Origin of the sequence: Roseomonas nitratireducens (assembly GCF_017813355.1) — a bacterium.
Classification (GTDB): Bacteria; Pseudomonadota; Alphaproteobacteria; order Acetobacterales; family Acetobacteraceae; genus Neoroseomonas; species Neoroseomonas nitratireducens.
Map to the genome: position 1 here is coordinate 62474 of NZ_JAGIYZ010000021.1, position 15472 is coordinate 77945.

Below are 15472 nucleotides of genomic sequence, written 5' to 3' on the forward strand. Positions count from 1 at the left end.
GCCGCGCCCGGTACGCTGCTTCAGTTCATTCGTGCCCAGCGGAAATAGGGCTGGTTGTTCGCCATGTGCGGGATCTGGAAGTTGGCCCGCATCGCCCAGGGGATCATCTGGTGGTGCAGCGGGATGTGCGGCACGTCCTCGCGGTAGATGCGCAGCGCCTCGCGGATCGCGTTGGTCCGCGCCTCGCCCGACTGGTTCACCATGATGTCGATCAGCTGGTCCATCCGGGTATTGGAATAGCGCCCATAGTTCCAGATGCCGTTGCCCTGGCCGCCGTCGCGCGAGCGCAGCAGCGACTGGAAGGAATACAGCGCATCAAGCGTCGGCACGCCCCAGCCGAGCAGGTAGATCGAGGTGTCGTCGCGCTGGATCTTCGGGAAGAACAGGTTCAGCGGCATGGCGTTGAGCTGCGCCCGGACGCCGACGCGCGCCCACATCGCGACGATCGCCTGGCAGATCTGCTCGTCGTTGATGTAGCGGTTGTTCGGGCAGTCGAGCGTGATGCCGAAGCCGTTCGGGAAGCCGGCTTCCGCCAGCAGCGCCCGCGCGCGCGCCTGGTCGTAGGGCAGGCGCACATCCTCCTCCCGCACATAGCCGTTGACCTGCGGTGGGAAGAAGGTGCCGGTCACGACGGACTGGCCGCGCATCGTGGTGCGGTGGATCGCCTGGATGTCGATCGCATGGTACAGCGCCTGGCGCACGCGCAGGTCGCGCAGCGGGTTGCGCCCGCGCACGTCGCTGTAGAGCAGTTCCTCACGGTGCACGTCCATCGCGAGGAAGATGGTGCGCACCTCCGGCCCCTCGAGCACGCGGATGCCCTGCGCGGCGCGCAGCCGGTTCAGGTCCTGCAGCGGCGGGTCGAGCACGAAGTCGATCTCGCCCGAGAGAAGCGCCGCGATGCGCGTCGCGTCCGAGGAGATCGGGCGATAGATGATCTCGGTGATGTTGCCCTCGCGGCTCGCGGGTTCCTGCCAGCCCCACCAGTCGTTGTTGCGGGCAAGGATCGTCCGCACGTCGGGCTCGCGCGTCTGCAGGCGGAAGGCGCCGGTGCCGTTGGTGGCGCGGGTCGTGTGCATCTCCTCACGCGCGCGGGTGTTCTGCGGCCGGGTCGCGTTGTGCTGTTCCGACCAGGCGCGGGACATGATGAAAACCGAGGCGATCTTGTTCGGCAGGATCGGGTCGGGCACGCGCGTGACGATGTCGACCACGAAGGGCTCGGCCTGCACGGCGCGGTCGATCGTGTCGACGAAGATGCCGTAGTTGGAGGTCGGCGCCTGCGCGCGGGTGATGCTGAACACCACGTCCTCGGCCGTGAAATCCTGGCCCTCGTGGAACTTCACGCCCTGGCGCAGCCAGAAGCGCCAGCGGTTCGGTTCCACCTGCTCCCACCGCGTGGCGAGGCCGGGGGCGAGGCCGAGATCCTGGGTGCGCTGGATCAGCGGGTCGTAGATCTGCTGCAGCACCATGGTGACGGTGCCGAGGTTCTGGCTGTGCGGGTCCATCGTGTTCGGATCGCCCGAGGCGGACCAGCGCACGGTCCGCGCCTCCGCCATTGCACCGCCGAGCGCCAAGCCCAGCGCGGCCGCCATCAGCAGCTTCCGCATCCCTTTTTCTCCCTCGTGGCGCCGGCCCCGCAGGCCGGCGCGTCCCTGGAAGCCGGCGGCTATAGGGCCGGCGGCGACGGGGGGGAAGGGGTTTCCCCCTCCCGTTCCGCCGTCCCGGCGAATTGCAGCATGAGCGTGTAGCCCACCGCCAGCACGACGGGGCCGAGAAACAGGCCGAGGAAGCCGAAGGCCAGCACCCCGCCCAACGCCCCCATCAGCGTCAGCAGCAGGGGAAGGTTGGCCCCGCGCGCGATCATCCAGGGCCGGATGAAGTTGTCGACCGAGGAGATGACCAGCCCGCCATAGAGCGCCATGAAGATCCCCCAGCCCGTCTGCCCCTGGGTGAGCAGCCAGAGGCTCGCGGGGATCCAGACCAGCGGGGCGCCGACCGGCAGGATGGAGATGACCCCCGCCACCACCGCCAGCAGCAGTGGCTGCGGCACCCCCGCAACGGCGAGGCCGATCCAGGTCAGCACCCCCTGCGCGACGGCGGTGCCGACCAGGCCCCAGACCACGCCCCGCGTCACGTCGGCCGCAAGCCGCAACATGCGGATGCCGGTCGCCCCGCCGAGCCTCCGCATCAGCGCCTTCACATGCCCCGCCATGGCGGGGCCGTCGCGGTAGAAGAAGAAGGCGAGCAGGATCGCCAGCAGCAGCTCCGCCAACCCCGACAGCACGGCCAGCAGGATCGACAGGGTCTGCTGCGTGATGGTCCCGGCATAGGGGCGCAGCAGGCCGGTCAGGCCCAGCAGGTCGAATTCCCCCTCCCCGATCCAGTCGCGGACATAGCCGCCCACCAGCGGAAGGCCGGTCAGCCAGGCGCCGAGGCCGGGCAGGCCCTCGGTCAGCAGCCCCTCGATGTCCGCGCGCAGCGCCTCCACCTCCTCCCGGCTCGTCGGCGCGGCGAGCACGATGGGCAGCCCGACCAGCAGGAACATCGCCAGCACCATCAGCGCCGCGGACCAGGACGGGCGGATGCCCGCCCGGTCGCGCAGGAAGGTGAAGATCGGCCAGGTGGCGAAGGTCAGGATGACGGACCACAGGAGCGCGGAGATGAAGGGCCGCAGCACGAGAAGGCAGGCGACGCCGAGCGCTGAGAGCGCGGCGATCCCGACAAGGCGCGCCGCGCGCGGAGTGTCCATGGGCATGGGCCCCATCCTGCATGATGCGCGCCCCCGGCGCGAGGCGGGGCTGGCCCGCCCGGCGGCGCGCGACTAGCCTCCGCCCCGCAACGCCCAGGGAGAGATCCAGCCATGCCGCGCTTCGCCGCGAACCTCTCGATGATGTTCAACGAAATCCCCTTCCTCGACCGCTTCGAGGCGGCGGCGAAGGCGGGGTTCAAGGCGGTGGAGTTCCTCTTTCCCTACGACTTCCCCGCGGCCGACATCGCCGCGCGGCTGAAGGACAACGGCCTGTCGCAGGTGCTGTTCAACGCGCCGCCCGGGGACTGGACGAAGGGCGAACGCGGCATGGCCGCCCTGCCCGGCCGCGGCCAGGAATTCCGCGACGCGATCCTCAAGGCGCTCGATTACTGCGCCGCGCTGTCCTGCCCGCGGCTGCACGTCATGGCAGGGCTGAAGCCGGACGGCGTGCCGATGGACACGCTGACCGCGACCTATGGGGCGAACCTCGCCTGGGCGGCGGAGGAATGCGCCAAGGCGGGCGTGAAGCCGGTGATCGAGCCGATCAACCACCGCGACATCCCGGGCTTCTTCCTCAACACCACCGACCAGGCGGCGGCGATCATCAACGCGGTCGGCCCGGACAAGGTCGGCATGCAGTTCGACCTCTATCACTGCCAGATCACCGAGGGCGACATCGTCAAGCGCGTCGAGAAGCACCTGCCGCTGATCGCGCACATGCAAGTGGCCGACAATCCGGGCCGCAACGAGCCCGGCACCGGCGAGGTGAACTGGCCCTTCGTGTTCCGGCGGATCGACGAGCTCGGCTTCCGCGGCTGGATCGGCTGCGAGTACCGCCCGGCGGGCGAGACCGTCGCCGGCCTCGGCTGGTTCGCGCCCTACCGCTGAGCCGCGACTAACGCGCCTGGGCGACGCGGCCCGGCGCGGCGCGCGGCGCGGCCTGCTGCGGCGGGTTGCGCCGCGGCGCCTCGCAATCCCGCGCGAAGGCCGACATCTCCCGCACCAGCCCGTCCAGCGCGACGGAAACGCCGAGGCCCTCGCCGATCATCAGCATGGCGTCCGCGCCCGGCGAGGACGCCTCATCCCCGCGCGCGGCGAGGATCGCCGCGCGGAAGGATGCGCGGTCGATGCCGAGGCGGAGCCTGCCATCGGGCTCGAGCCGCGCGTCCCGCAGCGCCACCGCGTGCCAGCCCCCGCGCACATCGCCGAAGCCGAGGCTGATCGGCGCGCCGGGGCGGAACTCCGGCCCGACGACATCGACCGTCCAGGTCGCCGCGGTCGGGCAGCCGAGGTCGACGACCAGCGCCGCATAGGGCTGGCCCACGCCGGTGCCGAGGATGGAGAGCACCGGGCGCCCGGTCTCGCCATCGGCGACGCGGACGAAACTGTCCTGCGCATGGGCCGGACCGCCCGGCATGAGCATGCCCGCGACCAACGCGAACACGATTGTCAGGCCTGTCGGAATGCGTGCATCGGGCATGAAGTAGCTCATTTTTTGGACTACGCGATTGAGGATATCTACCAAATGGATCGTTGACACACACGCAAATTCTCACGTTTCCGCGAGTCGTTCGATCGAGGCCGGCCAGGCTCGGCTGCTATGGCAGCACCGCCGCCCCTGGGTTATCTCTCCCGCCCGGACGGGCGGGCGCTGGCCCCTCGCGCCGCGCCCCCTCCCTTCGGAGAGATTCGCATGAAGATCGCCTTCATCGGCCTCGGCATCATGGGCCGCCCCATGGCCGGCCACCTCAAGACCGCCGGCCACGACATCACGGTCGTCGATCGCCGCAGCCTGACCGCCGAGGACCGCGCCTCCTTCGCCGTCGCGCCCGATGCCAAGGCCGCCGCGGCGGGCGCGGAGGCCGTCATCCTGATGGTGCCCGACACCCCGGACGTGGAAGCGGTGCTGTTCGGCGCGGGCGGCGTGGCGGAAGGGCTGAAGCCCGGCACGCTCGTGATCGACATGTCCTCGATCAGCCCGACCGCGACCAAGTCCTTCGCCGAGAAGATCGCCGCGCGCGGCTGCGACTACATCGACGCGCCCGTCTCGGGCGGCGAGGTCGGCGCCAAGCAGGCGAGCCTGACCATCATGTGCGGCGGGACCGAGGACGCCTTCGCGCGCGCGAAGCCGCTCTTCGAGGCGATGGGCAAGAATATCACCCTCGTCGGGCCGGTGGGCGCGGGCCAGACCTGCAAGGTCGCCAACCAGATCATCGTCGCGCTCACGATCGAGGCGGTGGCCGAGGCGCTGACCTTCGCCTCCAAGGCCGGGGCGGACCCGGCCAAGGTACGCCAAGCGCTGATGGGCGGCCTCGCCACCTCCCGCATCCTGGAACTGCATGGCGAGCGGATGATCAAGCGTACCTTCGCGCCGGGCTTCCGCATCCGCCTGCACCAGAAGGACCTGAACCTCGCCTTGCAGGCGGGCCGGGACCTTGGCGTGGCGCTGCCGAACACGGCCTCCACCCAGCAATTGTTCGCCGCCGTTGCGGCCGCGGGCGGGGCCGAGCTGGACCATTCCGGCCTGGTCAAGGCGCTCGAGACGCTCGCCGCGCACAAGGTCGCCGAGGATTCGTGACCCGTCCGGCCCGGGGCCAGGGCCCCGGGCCAGGCGCCGGCGTCTTCATTTGTTGCGATTTCCGGTCAAATTGAAATCGGAACCTGAGATTGTGTCTCGAAAAGAGAAGGCTCTTCGTCTAGGATGAGCCTGTCTCGCAGCGGGAGGGATTGATGCGCTTCGCGGAGATCGGGCAGCAATTGCGTGCCTATCGACTGGAATCCGGCCTCCGGGCCGAGGAAATCGCCGCCCGACTCGGTGTGTCCCGTGCCGCGCTCTATCGGTACGAGAAGGGCGAGGTCATCAAGCTCGACACGATCCGCCGTCTCGCGGAACTGCTGAAGATCTCCCCCCTGTCGCTGCTCGGGATCGGCGTCGAGTATTTCGGCCGCCCCGCCGCCTTCCAGGAACGGCTCCGCCAGGTCGAGGAACAGGCCGACCAGGTGCTCCAGGTCGGCGGCGCGCTCGTCTACCCGGTCGCGACCGAGGCCTTCGACGGTGCCCTGGCCGAAGCCTGGACGGAACTCGCCGACGCCTCCCAGGACCGCCTGCTCGCCCGCACCCAGGCGGAGCAGATGCTCGGCCTGCTGGCCGCGCGGAAGAAGCTGCAGCAGTCCCGCAAGCCCAACATCATCGCCATCCTCGGCGAGCCGGGGATCGCGCGCATGCTGGCCGAGGGCATCGCGCCCGGCCTCGCGCTCTCGGACCGCTCCCGCATGCGCTGCCGCCTCGCCGCCCGCGCGGAAGCCGAGGCGATCGCCGAGCACATGGAAAGCGTGCCGATCGGCCTGCAGATCGGCCTGATCTCCGGCAGCGAGCCCTCCGGCCCCTTCATGGTGATGCGCGGGCGCGACCGCGCGCATGTCGTCGGCAGCGCATTCTCCCCGGATGCCCATCCCGGGGCCGCCTGCGGCGTCGCCTTCATCACCGCCGCCGATGAGGCGGTCGGCACCCACCAGCGTGTCGCCGAAGCCGCCTGGCGCGACGCGCTGAAGGGCACCGAGGCCGCCGCCCGCATCCGCGCGCTGATCCGCGAGCACGGGCCGATCTGACCACTCCGGCCGCCCCGCCTGCGCGCCGCTTGCGGCGGGCCGGCGCGACGGCAGGGCCGCCCGCCGAACACGCCGTCCTCGGGCATCCGGCCTCGCCCGCCATGCGCCTGGCGTGTGCCGGCCGCCCGGCCCTGACGGCGGCGGGCGCGGTGCGCGTCAGCGTGCCGCCAGCACCCCCGCGCAGGCCGCCGGCAGCCGTGGCGGCGGCCCCGGCGGGCGCGGCGTCGGCCGCCGCGCCTCCTCGCTCAGCCACCAGTCGAGGCTCGCATCGCAGCCATCGCCCGGCGGCGGCGGCGCGATGTCGAGGCATTCCGGCTGCCCCGCCGGGCAGCGCAGCCGGACATGCATGTGCGAATCGTGCCCCCGCCAGGGCCGCACGCGCCTGAGCCACGCCTCCCCGCGATGCCGCCGGCACAATTCGCGCTTGATCGCGTGGTTCACCAGCAGCCGGTCCACGCCCGGCCGCTCCACCGCCAGGCGGATCAGCGCCGCGTGCCGGTCGGTGAAGCGCGCGGGGTCCACGCCCGTCTCGTCCGGCAGCACCAGGGAGGCGACGCGGATATCCTCCCGCGCCGCCGCCGGCACCCGCGGCTTGGCCGAGAGGTCGAGCCAGATGTCGACATCGATCCCGGTCTGGTGGCTGGCATGGCCGTAGGTCATCGGCCCGCCGCGGGGCTGGGCGAGGTCGCCGATCCACAGATCCGGAAAGCCGCGCCGCTGCGCCTCCCCCGCGAAGTCGCGCACCCAGTCGATCAGCACCGGATGCCCCCAGTGCCGGTTGCGCGAAACACGCACCGCCTGCCAGCCCGGCCCTTCGGACGGCAGTTGCACCGCCCCGGCGATGCAGCCGAGCGAGGTGCCGCCGATGATGCGCGTGGGCCCCGGCGCGGGCGTGGACACCCCGCCCCAGCCATTGCCCTGCGCCGCCGCCGCGCCGGAGATCAGAAGCGCGAGAGCCGCGCCGAGTGCTGCCTTGTGCATGCCCGATTGCTAGAGCAGATCGGGCCCGCAACGCCATCGCGGGGACTACCTTCTTGGCCCGTTACCTCGTCACCGGCGGCGCCGGCTTCGTCGGCAGCCACGCCGTGCTCGCCCTGCTCGACCGCGGCCATGAGGTCGTGGTGCTCGACAACCTCACCCAGGGCCACCGCGCCGCCGTGCCCGCCGGCGCCACGCTGGTGGAAGCCGATCTCGCCGACACGACGCGAGTCGCGGAGGTGTTCGCCGCCTGGCGCTTCGACGCGGTGCTGCATTTCGCGGCGCTGTCGATCGTCGGCGCCTCGATGCGGGAGCCGCTGCACTACATCGCGGAGAACGTCGCGCACTCGCTGCGGCTGGCGGACGCCGCGATCAAGGCCGGCTGCCTGCGCTTTGTGCTGTCCTCCACCGCCGCGCTGTTCGGCGACCCGGACCGCGTGCCGATCGACGAGGATTGCCGCATCGCGCCCTCCAACCCCTATGGCGACAGCAAGCGCATGGTCGAGGAAGGGCTCGCCTGGGCCTCGCGCATCCACGGGCTGCGCTACGCCGCGCTGCGCTACTTCAACGCCGCCGGGTCCGACCCGGCCGGCCGCGCGGGGGAGGACCACGACCCCGAGACGCACCTAGTGCCGCTCGCGATCGACGCGGCGATGGGCCGCCGCCCGCCCCTGACCGTCTTCGGGGAGGACTACGCGACGCCCGACGGCACCTGCATCCGCGACTACGTGCATGTGACGGACCTCGCCGAGGCGCATCTCGCGGCGCTGGCGCGGCTCGAGACGCATGGCTCCTGCCGCTACAATGTCGGCAGCGGTCACGGGGCCTCGGTCAGGGAGGTGATCGCGGCGGTCGAGCGAGTCGGCGGCCGGCCCGTCCCGCACAGCATCGGGCCCCGGCGCGCGGGCGACCCGGCGGTGCTGGTGGCCGCCTCGGACCGCCTGCGCGCCGAGACCGGCTGGGCGCCGCGCCTGGGCAGCCTCGACGACATCGTCCGCACCGCCTGGGCCTGGCGGGAGGCGCATCCGCGCGGCTACGCGGATCGCTGAACTCGGCGCGTCAGCGCAGCAGGTTGCCGTTCATCGGCTCGGGCTTCGCCTTCGTCCAGAAGGGCTGCCCATCCGCGTCGAAGGCGTGCTGCGCGCGGAAGGGGACCGTCTCGGTCACGCCCGCGATGGTGCACTCCATGCTCCCGGCCGCGACCGGCACCTGCACCGGCGCGTAGCGCAGCCAGCGACCGTCATCCAGCGCGACGAAGGCGACCAGCTGCTCCTCAGTCGCGATGCGCATGTCCTCATCGCTGAAGCCGGCGGGCCCGGCGCGGCGCATGCCTGCAGGCCGCTTCGAATCGTCGCGCCCATGGGTGTGGTAGAAGGCGACCGGCGTCGTGCCCGGCGGGCAGCCGCGATTGGGCTTCAGGTAGCGCCCGCAGCCGTCCTTCTTGAAGCCGATGTCGAGATCCTCCTCCGTCCCCGGCGGGCATTCCACGAAACCCAGAACCTGAGTCGTGTTGTGCCGGTGGACGATCCCGCCGCGTTCCAGCTGGTCGCCCCGCGATAACGGCAGCAGCTTCGCCAGGCGCGCCTTCACCAGCGTCTCGATCGCGCCGCCCTCCTTCGTCGGGTCCTTCCGCTGCCCCGCGCCCGCGCCAGCCATGACCTGCCTCCATGCGATGCCGGGCGAAGGCTGCGCCCGGTGCCCGCCGGCGCGCGATGAATCATCTCACACCAGCGGACGCCGTGGGCGGATCGCCGCCTGCCGCTCCCCGCAAGGGTCAGCCGAAGCGGCGCGCGAGCCAGCCCCCGGCCTCGGCCACCGCGCGGTCGGAGGCCTTCACATGGCCGATCGCGCGCAGGAAGCCGTGCAGCACGCCGGGGAAGGTCGTCGCTTCCACATCGACGCCCGCCGCGCGCAGCCGGTCGGCCATGGCGTGGTTCTCGGCCGCCAGCACGTCCAGTTCCGCCACATGCAGCAGGCAGGGCGGCAGGCCGGCGAGGTCCGCGCGCAGCGGCGCGGCCAGCGGATGCAGCCGGTCCGCATCGCGCGGCGCGTAGCAGCGCCAGTAGAAGTCCATTTTCTCCCGCGTCAGCGTGTGGCCCGTGGCGAATTCGGCGTAGGAGGCCGTGTCGAGCCGCGAATCGAACACGCCGTAGTTCAGCAGCAGTCCGCGCAAGGCGAGGCCCGGATCCGTCTCCCGCAACAGCAGCGCGGTGGCGATCGCGAGGTTGCCGCCCGCCGAATCCCCGCCGACCACGATGCGCGACGGATCCAGCCCCCATTCCGCCCCGTGCAGCGCCACCCAGCGGACGACCGCGGCGCATTCCTCCAGCGCCTGCGGGAAGGGCGCTTCCGGCGCCAGCGCATAGTCCGGCCCGACCACGGCGCAGCCGGCCGCGGCGGCATAGGCGCGCATGATGTGGTCATGCGTGTCGATGCTGCCCCAGACCCAGCCGCCGCCATGGATGTAGACCATGACCGGCAGCGGCCCGTCGGTGCGCGGCTTGTGGACACGGCAGGCCAGCCGCCGCCCGCGGATCGACAGCCAGCGGTCGCCGCTTTCGGCCATGCGCGGCCCGCCCACCGCGGCCAGCGTCAGCCCAGGGCCGTCATTCGCCGCCCGCGCCGCATCGAGCGGCGGGGTCATGGCCACCGGCGGGAAGGCGCGGCCGCGCTCCTCCATCATCGCGGCGAAGGCGCGCATCTCCGGGTCCCAACGGTCCATCACGTCTCTCCTGGCTGGTGGCGGAAAGCGTGCGGCAGGCCCGGCGAGGCGGCAAGGTTGCGGCTCCCCGCGAGGAGGCTCATGCTGCACCGCACAATGCTGCCCGCCCTCACCCTTTCCGGCCGCGGGGGATTCCGCGACCAGGCGCTGCTCAAGCCCGGCAGCCTCGTGCTGGTCGCGGCACAAGGCAGCGCCGAGGCGCAGCTGATCGCCCGCAACATCGCCGCCGGCGGCTTCCGCGGCCGCATCTTCGCGGTCGGGGCCGCCTTCGAAGGATTCGAGGCCGCCGCGAGCGTCGGGGCCCTCCCCGTCACGCCCGACCTCGCCATCCTCTGCATGCCGCCGGCCGGGCTGGGCGCGGCGATGGAGGCGCTGGCCGCCAAAGGGTGCTTCGCCGCCATCGTGCCGGGCCAGGCGCCGGACCTCGCCGCGATCCAGGCGCGCACCGGGGTGCAGGCGCTCGGCCAGGGTTCCTTCGGCATCGCCATTCCCGCCATCGGGCTGAACGCCACGCTGTCCCACCTCACGCCCTCGAAGGGGCGGCTCGCGCTGGTCACGCAATCCTCGGCCATCGCCCGCGCCGTGCTCGACTGGGCCGAGGCGGAATCGGTCGGCTTCAGCCATGTCGTCGGCATCGGCGGCAACCAGGGCTACGGCTTCGCGGGCGTGCTGGACTGGCTCGCGCGGGACCCGGGGACGGGCGCGATCCTGCTCGACATCCGCCGCATCAAGAACCGGCGGATGTTCATCTCCGCCGCCCGCGCCGCCGCGCGCACGCGGCCCGTAGTCGCGATCCGCGCCGGGGGCCGGCTGGCCGACGCCTCGGGCGAAGCGGATGCGGTGATGGAAGCCGCCCTGCGCCGCGCCGGCGTGCTGCGCGTGGCGGGGCTCGAGGACCTGCTCTCGGCGGTCGAGACGCTGGCCCGCGTGCGGACCTCGACGCGCCCCGGCCCGCCCGGCGCGGGGGACCGGATCGCGGTGGTCACCAACGGCATCGGCCTCGGCGCCCTCGCCTCCGACGCGGTGCTGGCCGGCGGGGCGCGCCTGGCCGAGGTGCCTGAGGACGCGATGGCGGCGATCGCCCCCGGCCTGCCGGCCGGCAGCAGCGGGCGCAATCCCCTGGCCATCGGCCCGGCCGCCTCCACCCGCCTGGGGGAAGCCGCCGCGATGCTCGCCGCGCTGCGGGAGGTCGACGCCGTCGTCGCCCTGCACGCCCCGACGGCCGAGGAGAACCAGGACCTGGCACGGGAGGAGCTGGCCGCGGCGGTCAAGGCGAGCCGCGGCGCGCCCATCCTGGTCGGCTGGCCTGGCCAGGCGACGGCGGGCCCGCAGCGCGCGCGCCTCGCCGAGGCGGGCGTTGCCGTCTTCGCGACCCCGGAAGCCGCCGTGCGGGGCGCGCTGCACCTGGCGCAGGACCGGCGCAACCGCGCGACCGCGGCGGAACTGCCCCCGCGCGACGTGCTGGACCTCGCGCCGGACCGGGCGCGGGTCACGTCCATCCTGGCCGCCGTGCGCGCCGCCGACCGGCGGGACCTGACGGAGGAGGAAGCGCTCGGCGTGCTCGCCGCCTATGGCGTGCCGACCGTGCCGGGGCGGGCGGTAAGCGGCCCGGCGGAGGCCGCCGACGCGGCCACCATGCTCGGCTTTCCGATTGTTCTCAAGATTTTGAGCCCCGATCTTCCACGCAAGACGGAAGTCGGCGGCGTGGCGCTGGGCCTCTCATCGCCCGACGCCGTGCGGCGCGCGGCGGAGGAGATGGCCGCCCGCGTCGCCGCCGCGCGGCCGGAGGCGCGGCTGACCGGCTTCCTCGTCCAGCGCCAGGCGGGGCGCGGGCAGGAGTTGCGCCTGCGCCTGGGCGACGACGCCATGTTCGGCCCCTGGATCGCCTTCGGCCGGGGCGGCACGGCGGCCGAGATCGACCCGGATGAGGGCTTCGACCTGCCGCCGCTCAACCTCGCCCTCGCCCGCGGGCTGATCGGGCGGACGCGGACGGCGCGGCTGCTTGCCGGATGGCGCGACCATCCGCCGGCGAATGTCGCGGCGATCGCCGACGTGCTGGTCCGGCTGTCGCAGATCGCGGTCGATTTTCCGGGCATTCAATCCTGCAACATCAATCCCTTGCTGGCCGATGCGCAGGGCGTGCTGGCGCTCGACGCGGCGATCGTGCTGCGGCCGCGGGGCAGCGCCTCGCTGCTCGCCATCCCGCCCTATCCGGCCGACCTCGCCCGCCCCTGGCGCGGGCGGGACGGGCGGGAGGTGACGGTGCGCCCGATCCGCCCCGAGGATGCCACCGCCCATGCCGAGGCGTTCCGCCGCCTCTCGTCGGAGGATATCCGCTACCGCTTCTTCTCGACGCTCGCGGAACTCAGCCCGGTCCAGATCGCGCGCATGACGCAGATCGACTACGACCGGGAGATGGCCTTCGTGGCGGTCGAGCGGACGCCGGAGGGGCCGGACCGAACGGTCGGCGTCTCCCGCCTCATTCGCGAACCCGGCGGGCGGAGCGGCGAATTCGCCGTCATCGTCGACCCGTCCTGGAAGGGGCAGGGACTGGCCCGGCACCTGATGGAACGGCTGTTCGACTGGGGAAGGTCGGTGGGCCTGGCGGAGGTGGTGGGCCAGGTGCTGGCCGAGAACGCCCCCATGCTCGCCTTCGTGCGCGGCCTCGGCTTCGCGGTGCATGCCAGCGCCGAGGATCCCGAGGTGATGGAAGCCCGGAAGATCCTGTAGGCGGCTACCAGCGCCGCGCCGGGCCGCAATCCAGGTGGACGAAGCCGTCGCGGCGATAGAGCCCGACGCCGCCGATCTGCAGGTCCGCCGCCGCCCGCGCGATGCCGATCGCCTGCCGCCCCGGCAGCCGCACATCGGCCGCCATGCCGGACATGTGCAGGGACACGCGGGAGACGCGGCGGGACTGACGGGCGCGGGCCGCGTTGGTCTCCGGCGCGCGGTAGCCGCTGATGACCTCGTAATGCTCGTCGCTGTCGAGGTGGCGGGCGATGGTGTGCAGCACGTCGAACAGGCGGGGGTCCATGGGTGTCGTCTCGTCCATGGATGGATCGCGCAGGATGATGTCGAGCCGGCGCAGCGCGTCGCGCTCGTAGCGCCCGTCGCGCCAATAGACGCCCTCGAAGGATTCACCGGTCTGGACCCGGCGGATGCGCAGCGTCCGGGCGGCGCCCTGCGCGGCTGCTGTCGCCGGCGCCAGCGCCAGGGCGGCCAGACCGCCGAGGCCCGCGCGGATCACTTCGCGGCGGCGGGCGGTGGCCGGGTCGCAGCAGGGGCAGTCGAGGCGGTGGAAGATGCGCGCCATATCAGCGCGCCCCCGTGCCGCGCACCGCCCCCCCTTCGACCGAGGCAAGCCGCTGCGGCGCGCCGCGCTCCATGGCTTGGGCGTACTGGGCATCGAGGCCATAGATGTCTGGGCGCATGATCACTCGGCCTCCGTCCACGATGGTTGTCGTGTAGTGCAGCCGCACCGGAATGGTCCGCGTGAGCGAAGCGCCCGCGGTCGCGCGGCTGGCCAGCACGCGGTCAGCCCGCGCCCTGTCCCAGCCCGCTGTGCCCGAGAGCACCTCGGAAAGCAACTCCATCGGCCGCTCAAGCCGGATGCAGCCCGAGGAGAAGGCCCTCTGCCCGCGGCTGAACAGATGCCGGTCGGGCGTGTCATGCATGAAGATGTCTTCGCTGTTGGGCATGTTGAAGCGCATGCGGCCCAAGGCATTGCGGTCGCCCGCGTCCTGCCGGACGAAGTAGGGGAAGTGGTTGCGGTTGTAGGCGCTGAAGTCGACCTGGGTGGCGTCGACCTGCACCACCTCGCCGTCGACGCGCTGGAACAGGCGGTAGCCGGCGGCCTGCATGCCGGCGGGGTCGCGGCGGAAGCGCGGCAGCAGGTCCTCGCGCGCATTGCGCTCGGGTGCGCCCCAGGACGGGTTGAAGGTGACCGAGGTCATGCGGACGTTCAGCATCGGCGTCTGGCGATCGCGCCGGCCGACGATCACGGCCATCTCCTGCACCACGCGGCTGCCCTCCAGCAGGTGCAGGCGGAAATGCGGGACGTTCACCTCGATGCGGCGTTCGGTCGATGCCGCGGGCTGGGCGCGGCGCATGTCGAGGGCGACGCGAAGCTGCGCGATCTTCGATTCGACCGGGGTGTTCAGCACCTCCCAGGTGATCGGGCCGACGCGTCCATCCGGCTCGAGGCCCTCGCTCTGCTGGAACAGGCGCACGGCGGCAAGAAGCCTGTCGTCGTAGAGCGGGTTGTTCGCCTCCGCCCCCGCGACCAGGGCCGGGTCATGGGCGGCGAGGCGCGCGCGCAGCTGCGGCACGCGGGCATCCGTCGTGCCGGGCTCCAGCGTCCGGCGCAGATCGCCCGTGATACGCGGCCAGCCGCCGGCGGCAGCGACCGCCCGGTAGCGGGCGAGCTCCGCCTTGATGGCGGCCGCGCCCTCGGGGAGGTTCGCGGCGCGCTCGATCACCTGCGCGGGCTCGGACGCCGTGGCGAGCTCGGCCATCCAGGCGCCGAGGTTCACGCTGGACGGGTCCCGCCGCAGGTCGACACGCCCGCGCAGCGATGAAACCCGGCCGAGCAGCAGGTCGGACAGCACAAGTTGCGCCGCGCGCAGCGCCTCCGTCCGATAGCGCGCGGGATCGGCCCCGGCGGCCGGTACGCCGTACCAGCGCGGATCGAGCCCATCCTCCTCCAGCCGCGCCAGGCGTTCCGCCAGGCGCGCGATGGCCGCGGCCGAGGCGGCGCCGGTCTCGCTGGCCATGACGGCGGAACCCTGCGCCAGCGCGGGCGCCGGCGGCAGGACAAGGACGGCGGAGACCGCGAGGAACGGCAGGGCAATCAGGGCGCGCATGCCGGGATTCGTAATATCCCCCGACACGCGTGCCAATAATGCGATGCACCGCGCCGCGTTTATTCCTGCGGCTGTTGCACAGGCTCCGCAGCCGCGGCCAGCATCCCGACCGTGATCGGCTTGTAGGGCGCGCGCGGGCGGAGCGGCGGGATGGCCTCCACCGGCAGGCCGCGCACCTCGGCGACCAGCGCCGCGACGGTCGTTGCGCAGACGCGCCCCTGGCACGGCCCCATGCCGCAGCGGAGATAGGCCTTCACCTGGTTCGGCCCGGTCGCGCCGAGGCGGGCGGCGGCGCGCACCGCGCCCGCGCTCACCTCCTCGCAGCGGCAGGCGATGACGTCGTCGGGCGGGGCGAGGATCTCGGGCGGCGGCGCATAGAGCGCGTCGAGGAAGGGCCGCGCGGCGAGCGCCTTCGCCCGCGCGGCCAGCGGCCCGGCCGCGCGCGCGTCGCGGTCCGCCGGCGTGATGGCGCCGAGCCGCGCCGCGGCGTCGAGCGCGGCGAGCCGCCCCTACGCGAAGGCCGCTTCCCAGCCGCCGATGCCCGCCCCGTCGCCG

At 72.7% G+C, this 15472-nt stretch carries 14 protein-coding genes; 5 read left to right on the top strand and 9 right to left on the bottom strand.

The genetic code is table 11. From position 1 onward, the window contains the following. Window positions 1-20 precede the first annotated feature (20 nt). Together J5Y09_RS19075 and J5Y09_RS19080 are read right to left on the bottom strand one after the other, a co-directional pair. The gene (locus tag J5Y09_RS19075) at window positions 21-1604 is read right to left on the bottom strand and encodes an ABC transporter substrate-binding protein (RefSeq protein WP_209353413.1); all 1584 of its coding nucleotides are present in this window, start codon (window positions 1602-1604) and stop codon (window positions 21-23) included. A 59-nt stretch (window positions 1605-1663) separates the two neighbouring features. Then, entirely contained in the window at window positions 1664-2752 is a 1089-nt protein-coding gene (locus tag J5Y09_RS19080) for an AI-2E family transporter (RefSeq protein ID WP_245217236.1), read from the bottom strand. Between the two features lie 105 nt (window positions 2753-2857). Between J5Y09_RS19080 and otnI the strand changes: the two genes are divergently transcribed. Further along, window positions 2858-3634, top strand: a complete 777-nt coding sequence (gene otnI / locus J5Y09_RS19085) for a 2-oxo-tetronate isomerase (RefSeq protein ID WP_209353415.1) — start codon at window positions 2858-2860, stop codon at window positions 3632-3634. A 7-nt stretch (window positions 3635-3641) separates the two neighbouring features. Here the strand turns inward: otnI and J5Y09_RS19090 are convergent, their stop codons facing one another. Further along, entirely contained in the window at window positions 3642-4226 is a 585-nt protein-coding gene (locus J5Y09_RS19090; protein WP_209353416.1) for a hypothetical protein, read from the bottom strand. Between the two features lie 213 nt (window positions 4227-4439). Here J5Y09_RS19090 and J5Y09_RS19095 point away from each other — a divergent pair, with 213 nt between their 5' ends. Together J5Y09_RS19095 and J5Y09_RS19100 are read left to right on the top strand one after the other, a co-directional pair. Continuing rightward, a complete protein-coding gene (locus J5Y09_RS19095; protein WP_209353417.1) occupies window positions 4440-5324 on the top strand; it encodes a 2-hydroxy-3-oxopropionate reductase in 885 nt (294 codons plus the stop codon). 152 nt (window positions 5325-5476) lie between these two features. Beyond that, on the top strand, window positions 5477-6355 hold the full coding sequence (locus J5Y09_RS19100) for a helix-turn-helix domain-containing protein (RefSeq protein WP_209353418.1): 879 nt from the start codon (window positions 5477-5479) through the stop codon (window positions 6353-6355). Window positions 6356-6511: 156 nt separating this feature from the next. Here J5Y09_RS19100 and mepA read toward each other — a convergent pair whose 3' ends face one another. Further along, complete coding sequence (gene mepA, locus J5Y09_RS19105; RefSeq protein ID WP_209353419.1) at window positions 6512-7336, bottom strand: penicillin-insensitive murein endopeptidase; 825 nt, start codon at window positions 7334-7336, stop codon at window positions 6512-6514. Between the two features lie 53 nt (window positions 7337-7389). Between mepA and galE the strand changes: the two genes are divergently transcribed. Beyond that, a complete protein-coding gene (gene galE / locus J5Y09_RS19110; RefSeq protein WP_209353420.1) occupies window positions 7390-8382 on the top strand; it encodes a UDP-glucose 4-epimerase GalE in 993 nt (330 codons plus the stop codon). Window positions 8383-8392: 10 nt separating this feature from the next. On the opposite strand, the gene J5Y09_RS19115 is transcribed toward galE, so the two are convergent. After that, a complete protein-coding gene (locus J5Y09_RS19115) occupies window positions 8393-8989 on the bottom strand; it encodes a hypothetical protein (RefSeq protein ID WP_209353421.1) in 597 nt (198 codons plus the stop codon). Between the two features lie 118 nt (window positions 8990-9107). Further along, the gene (locus J5Y09_RS19120) at window positions 9108-10055 is read right to left on the bottom strand and encodes an alpha/beta hydrolase (protein WP_209353422.1); all 948 of its coding nucleotides are present in this window, start codon (window positions 10053-10055) and stop codon (window positions 9108-9110) included. An 81-nt stretch (window positions 10056-10136) separates the two neighbouring features. Here J5Y09_RS19120 and J5Y09_RS19125 point away from each other — a divergent pair, with 81 nt between their 5' ends. After that, window positions 10137-12785, top strand: a complete 2649-nt coding sequence (locus tag J5Y09_RS19125; RefSeq protein ID WP_245217237.1) for a bifunctional acetate--CoA ligase family protein/GNAT family N-acetyltransferase — start codon at window positions 10137-10139, stop codon at window positions 12783-12785. A gap of 4 nt (window positions 12786-12789) precedes the next feature. On the opposite strand, the gene J5Y09_RS19130 is transcribed toward J5Y09_RS19125, so the two are convergent. From J5Y09_RS19130 to J5Y09_RS19140, 3 genes are read right to left on the bottom strand one after another with little or no spacing between them, the layout of a single operon-like run. Beyond that, window positions 12790-13368: a peptidoglycan L,D-endopeptidase MepK gene (locus J5Y09_RS19130; RefSeq protein WP_209353423.1), complete on the bottom strand. Its 579-nt coding sequence runs from the start codon at window positions 13366-13368 to the stop codon at window positions 12790-12792. A 1-nt stretch (window position 13369) separates the two neighbouring features. Beyond that, window positions 13370-14917 carry a L,D-transpeptidase family protein gene (locus J5Y09_RS19135; RefSeq protein WP_209353424.1) on the bottom strand — a complete coding sequence of 516 codons (1548 nt, stop codon included), beginning with the start codon at window positions 14915-14917 and terminating at the stop codon, window positions 13370-13372. A gap of 59 nt (window positions 14918-14976) precedes the next feature. Then, on the bottom strand, window positions 14977-15384 hold the full coding sequence (locus tag J5Y09_RS19140) for a (2Fe-2S)-binding protein (protein WP_342451506.1): 408 nt from the start codon (window positions 15382-15384) through the stop codon (window positions 14977-14979). Window positions 15385-15472: the final 88 nt, after the last annotated feature.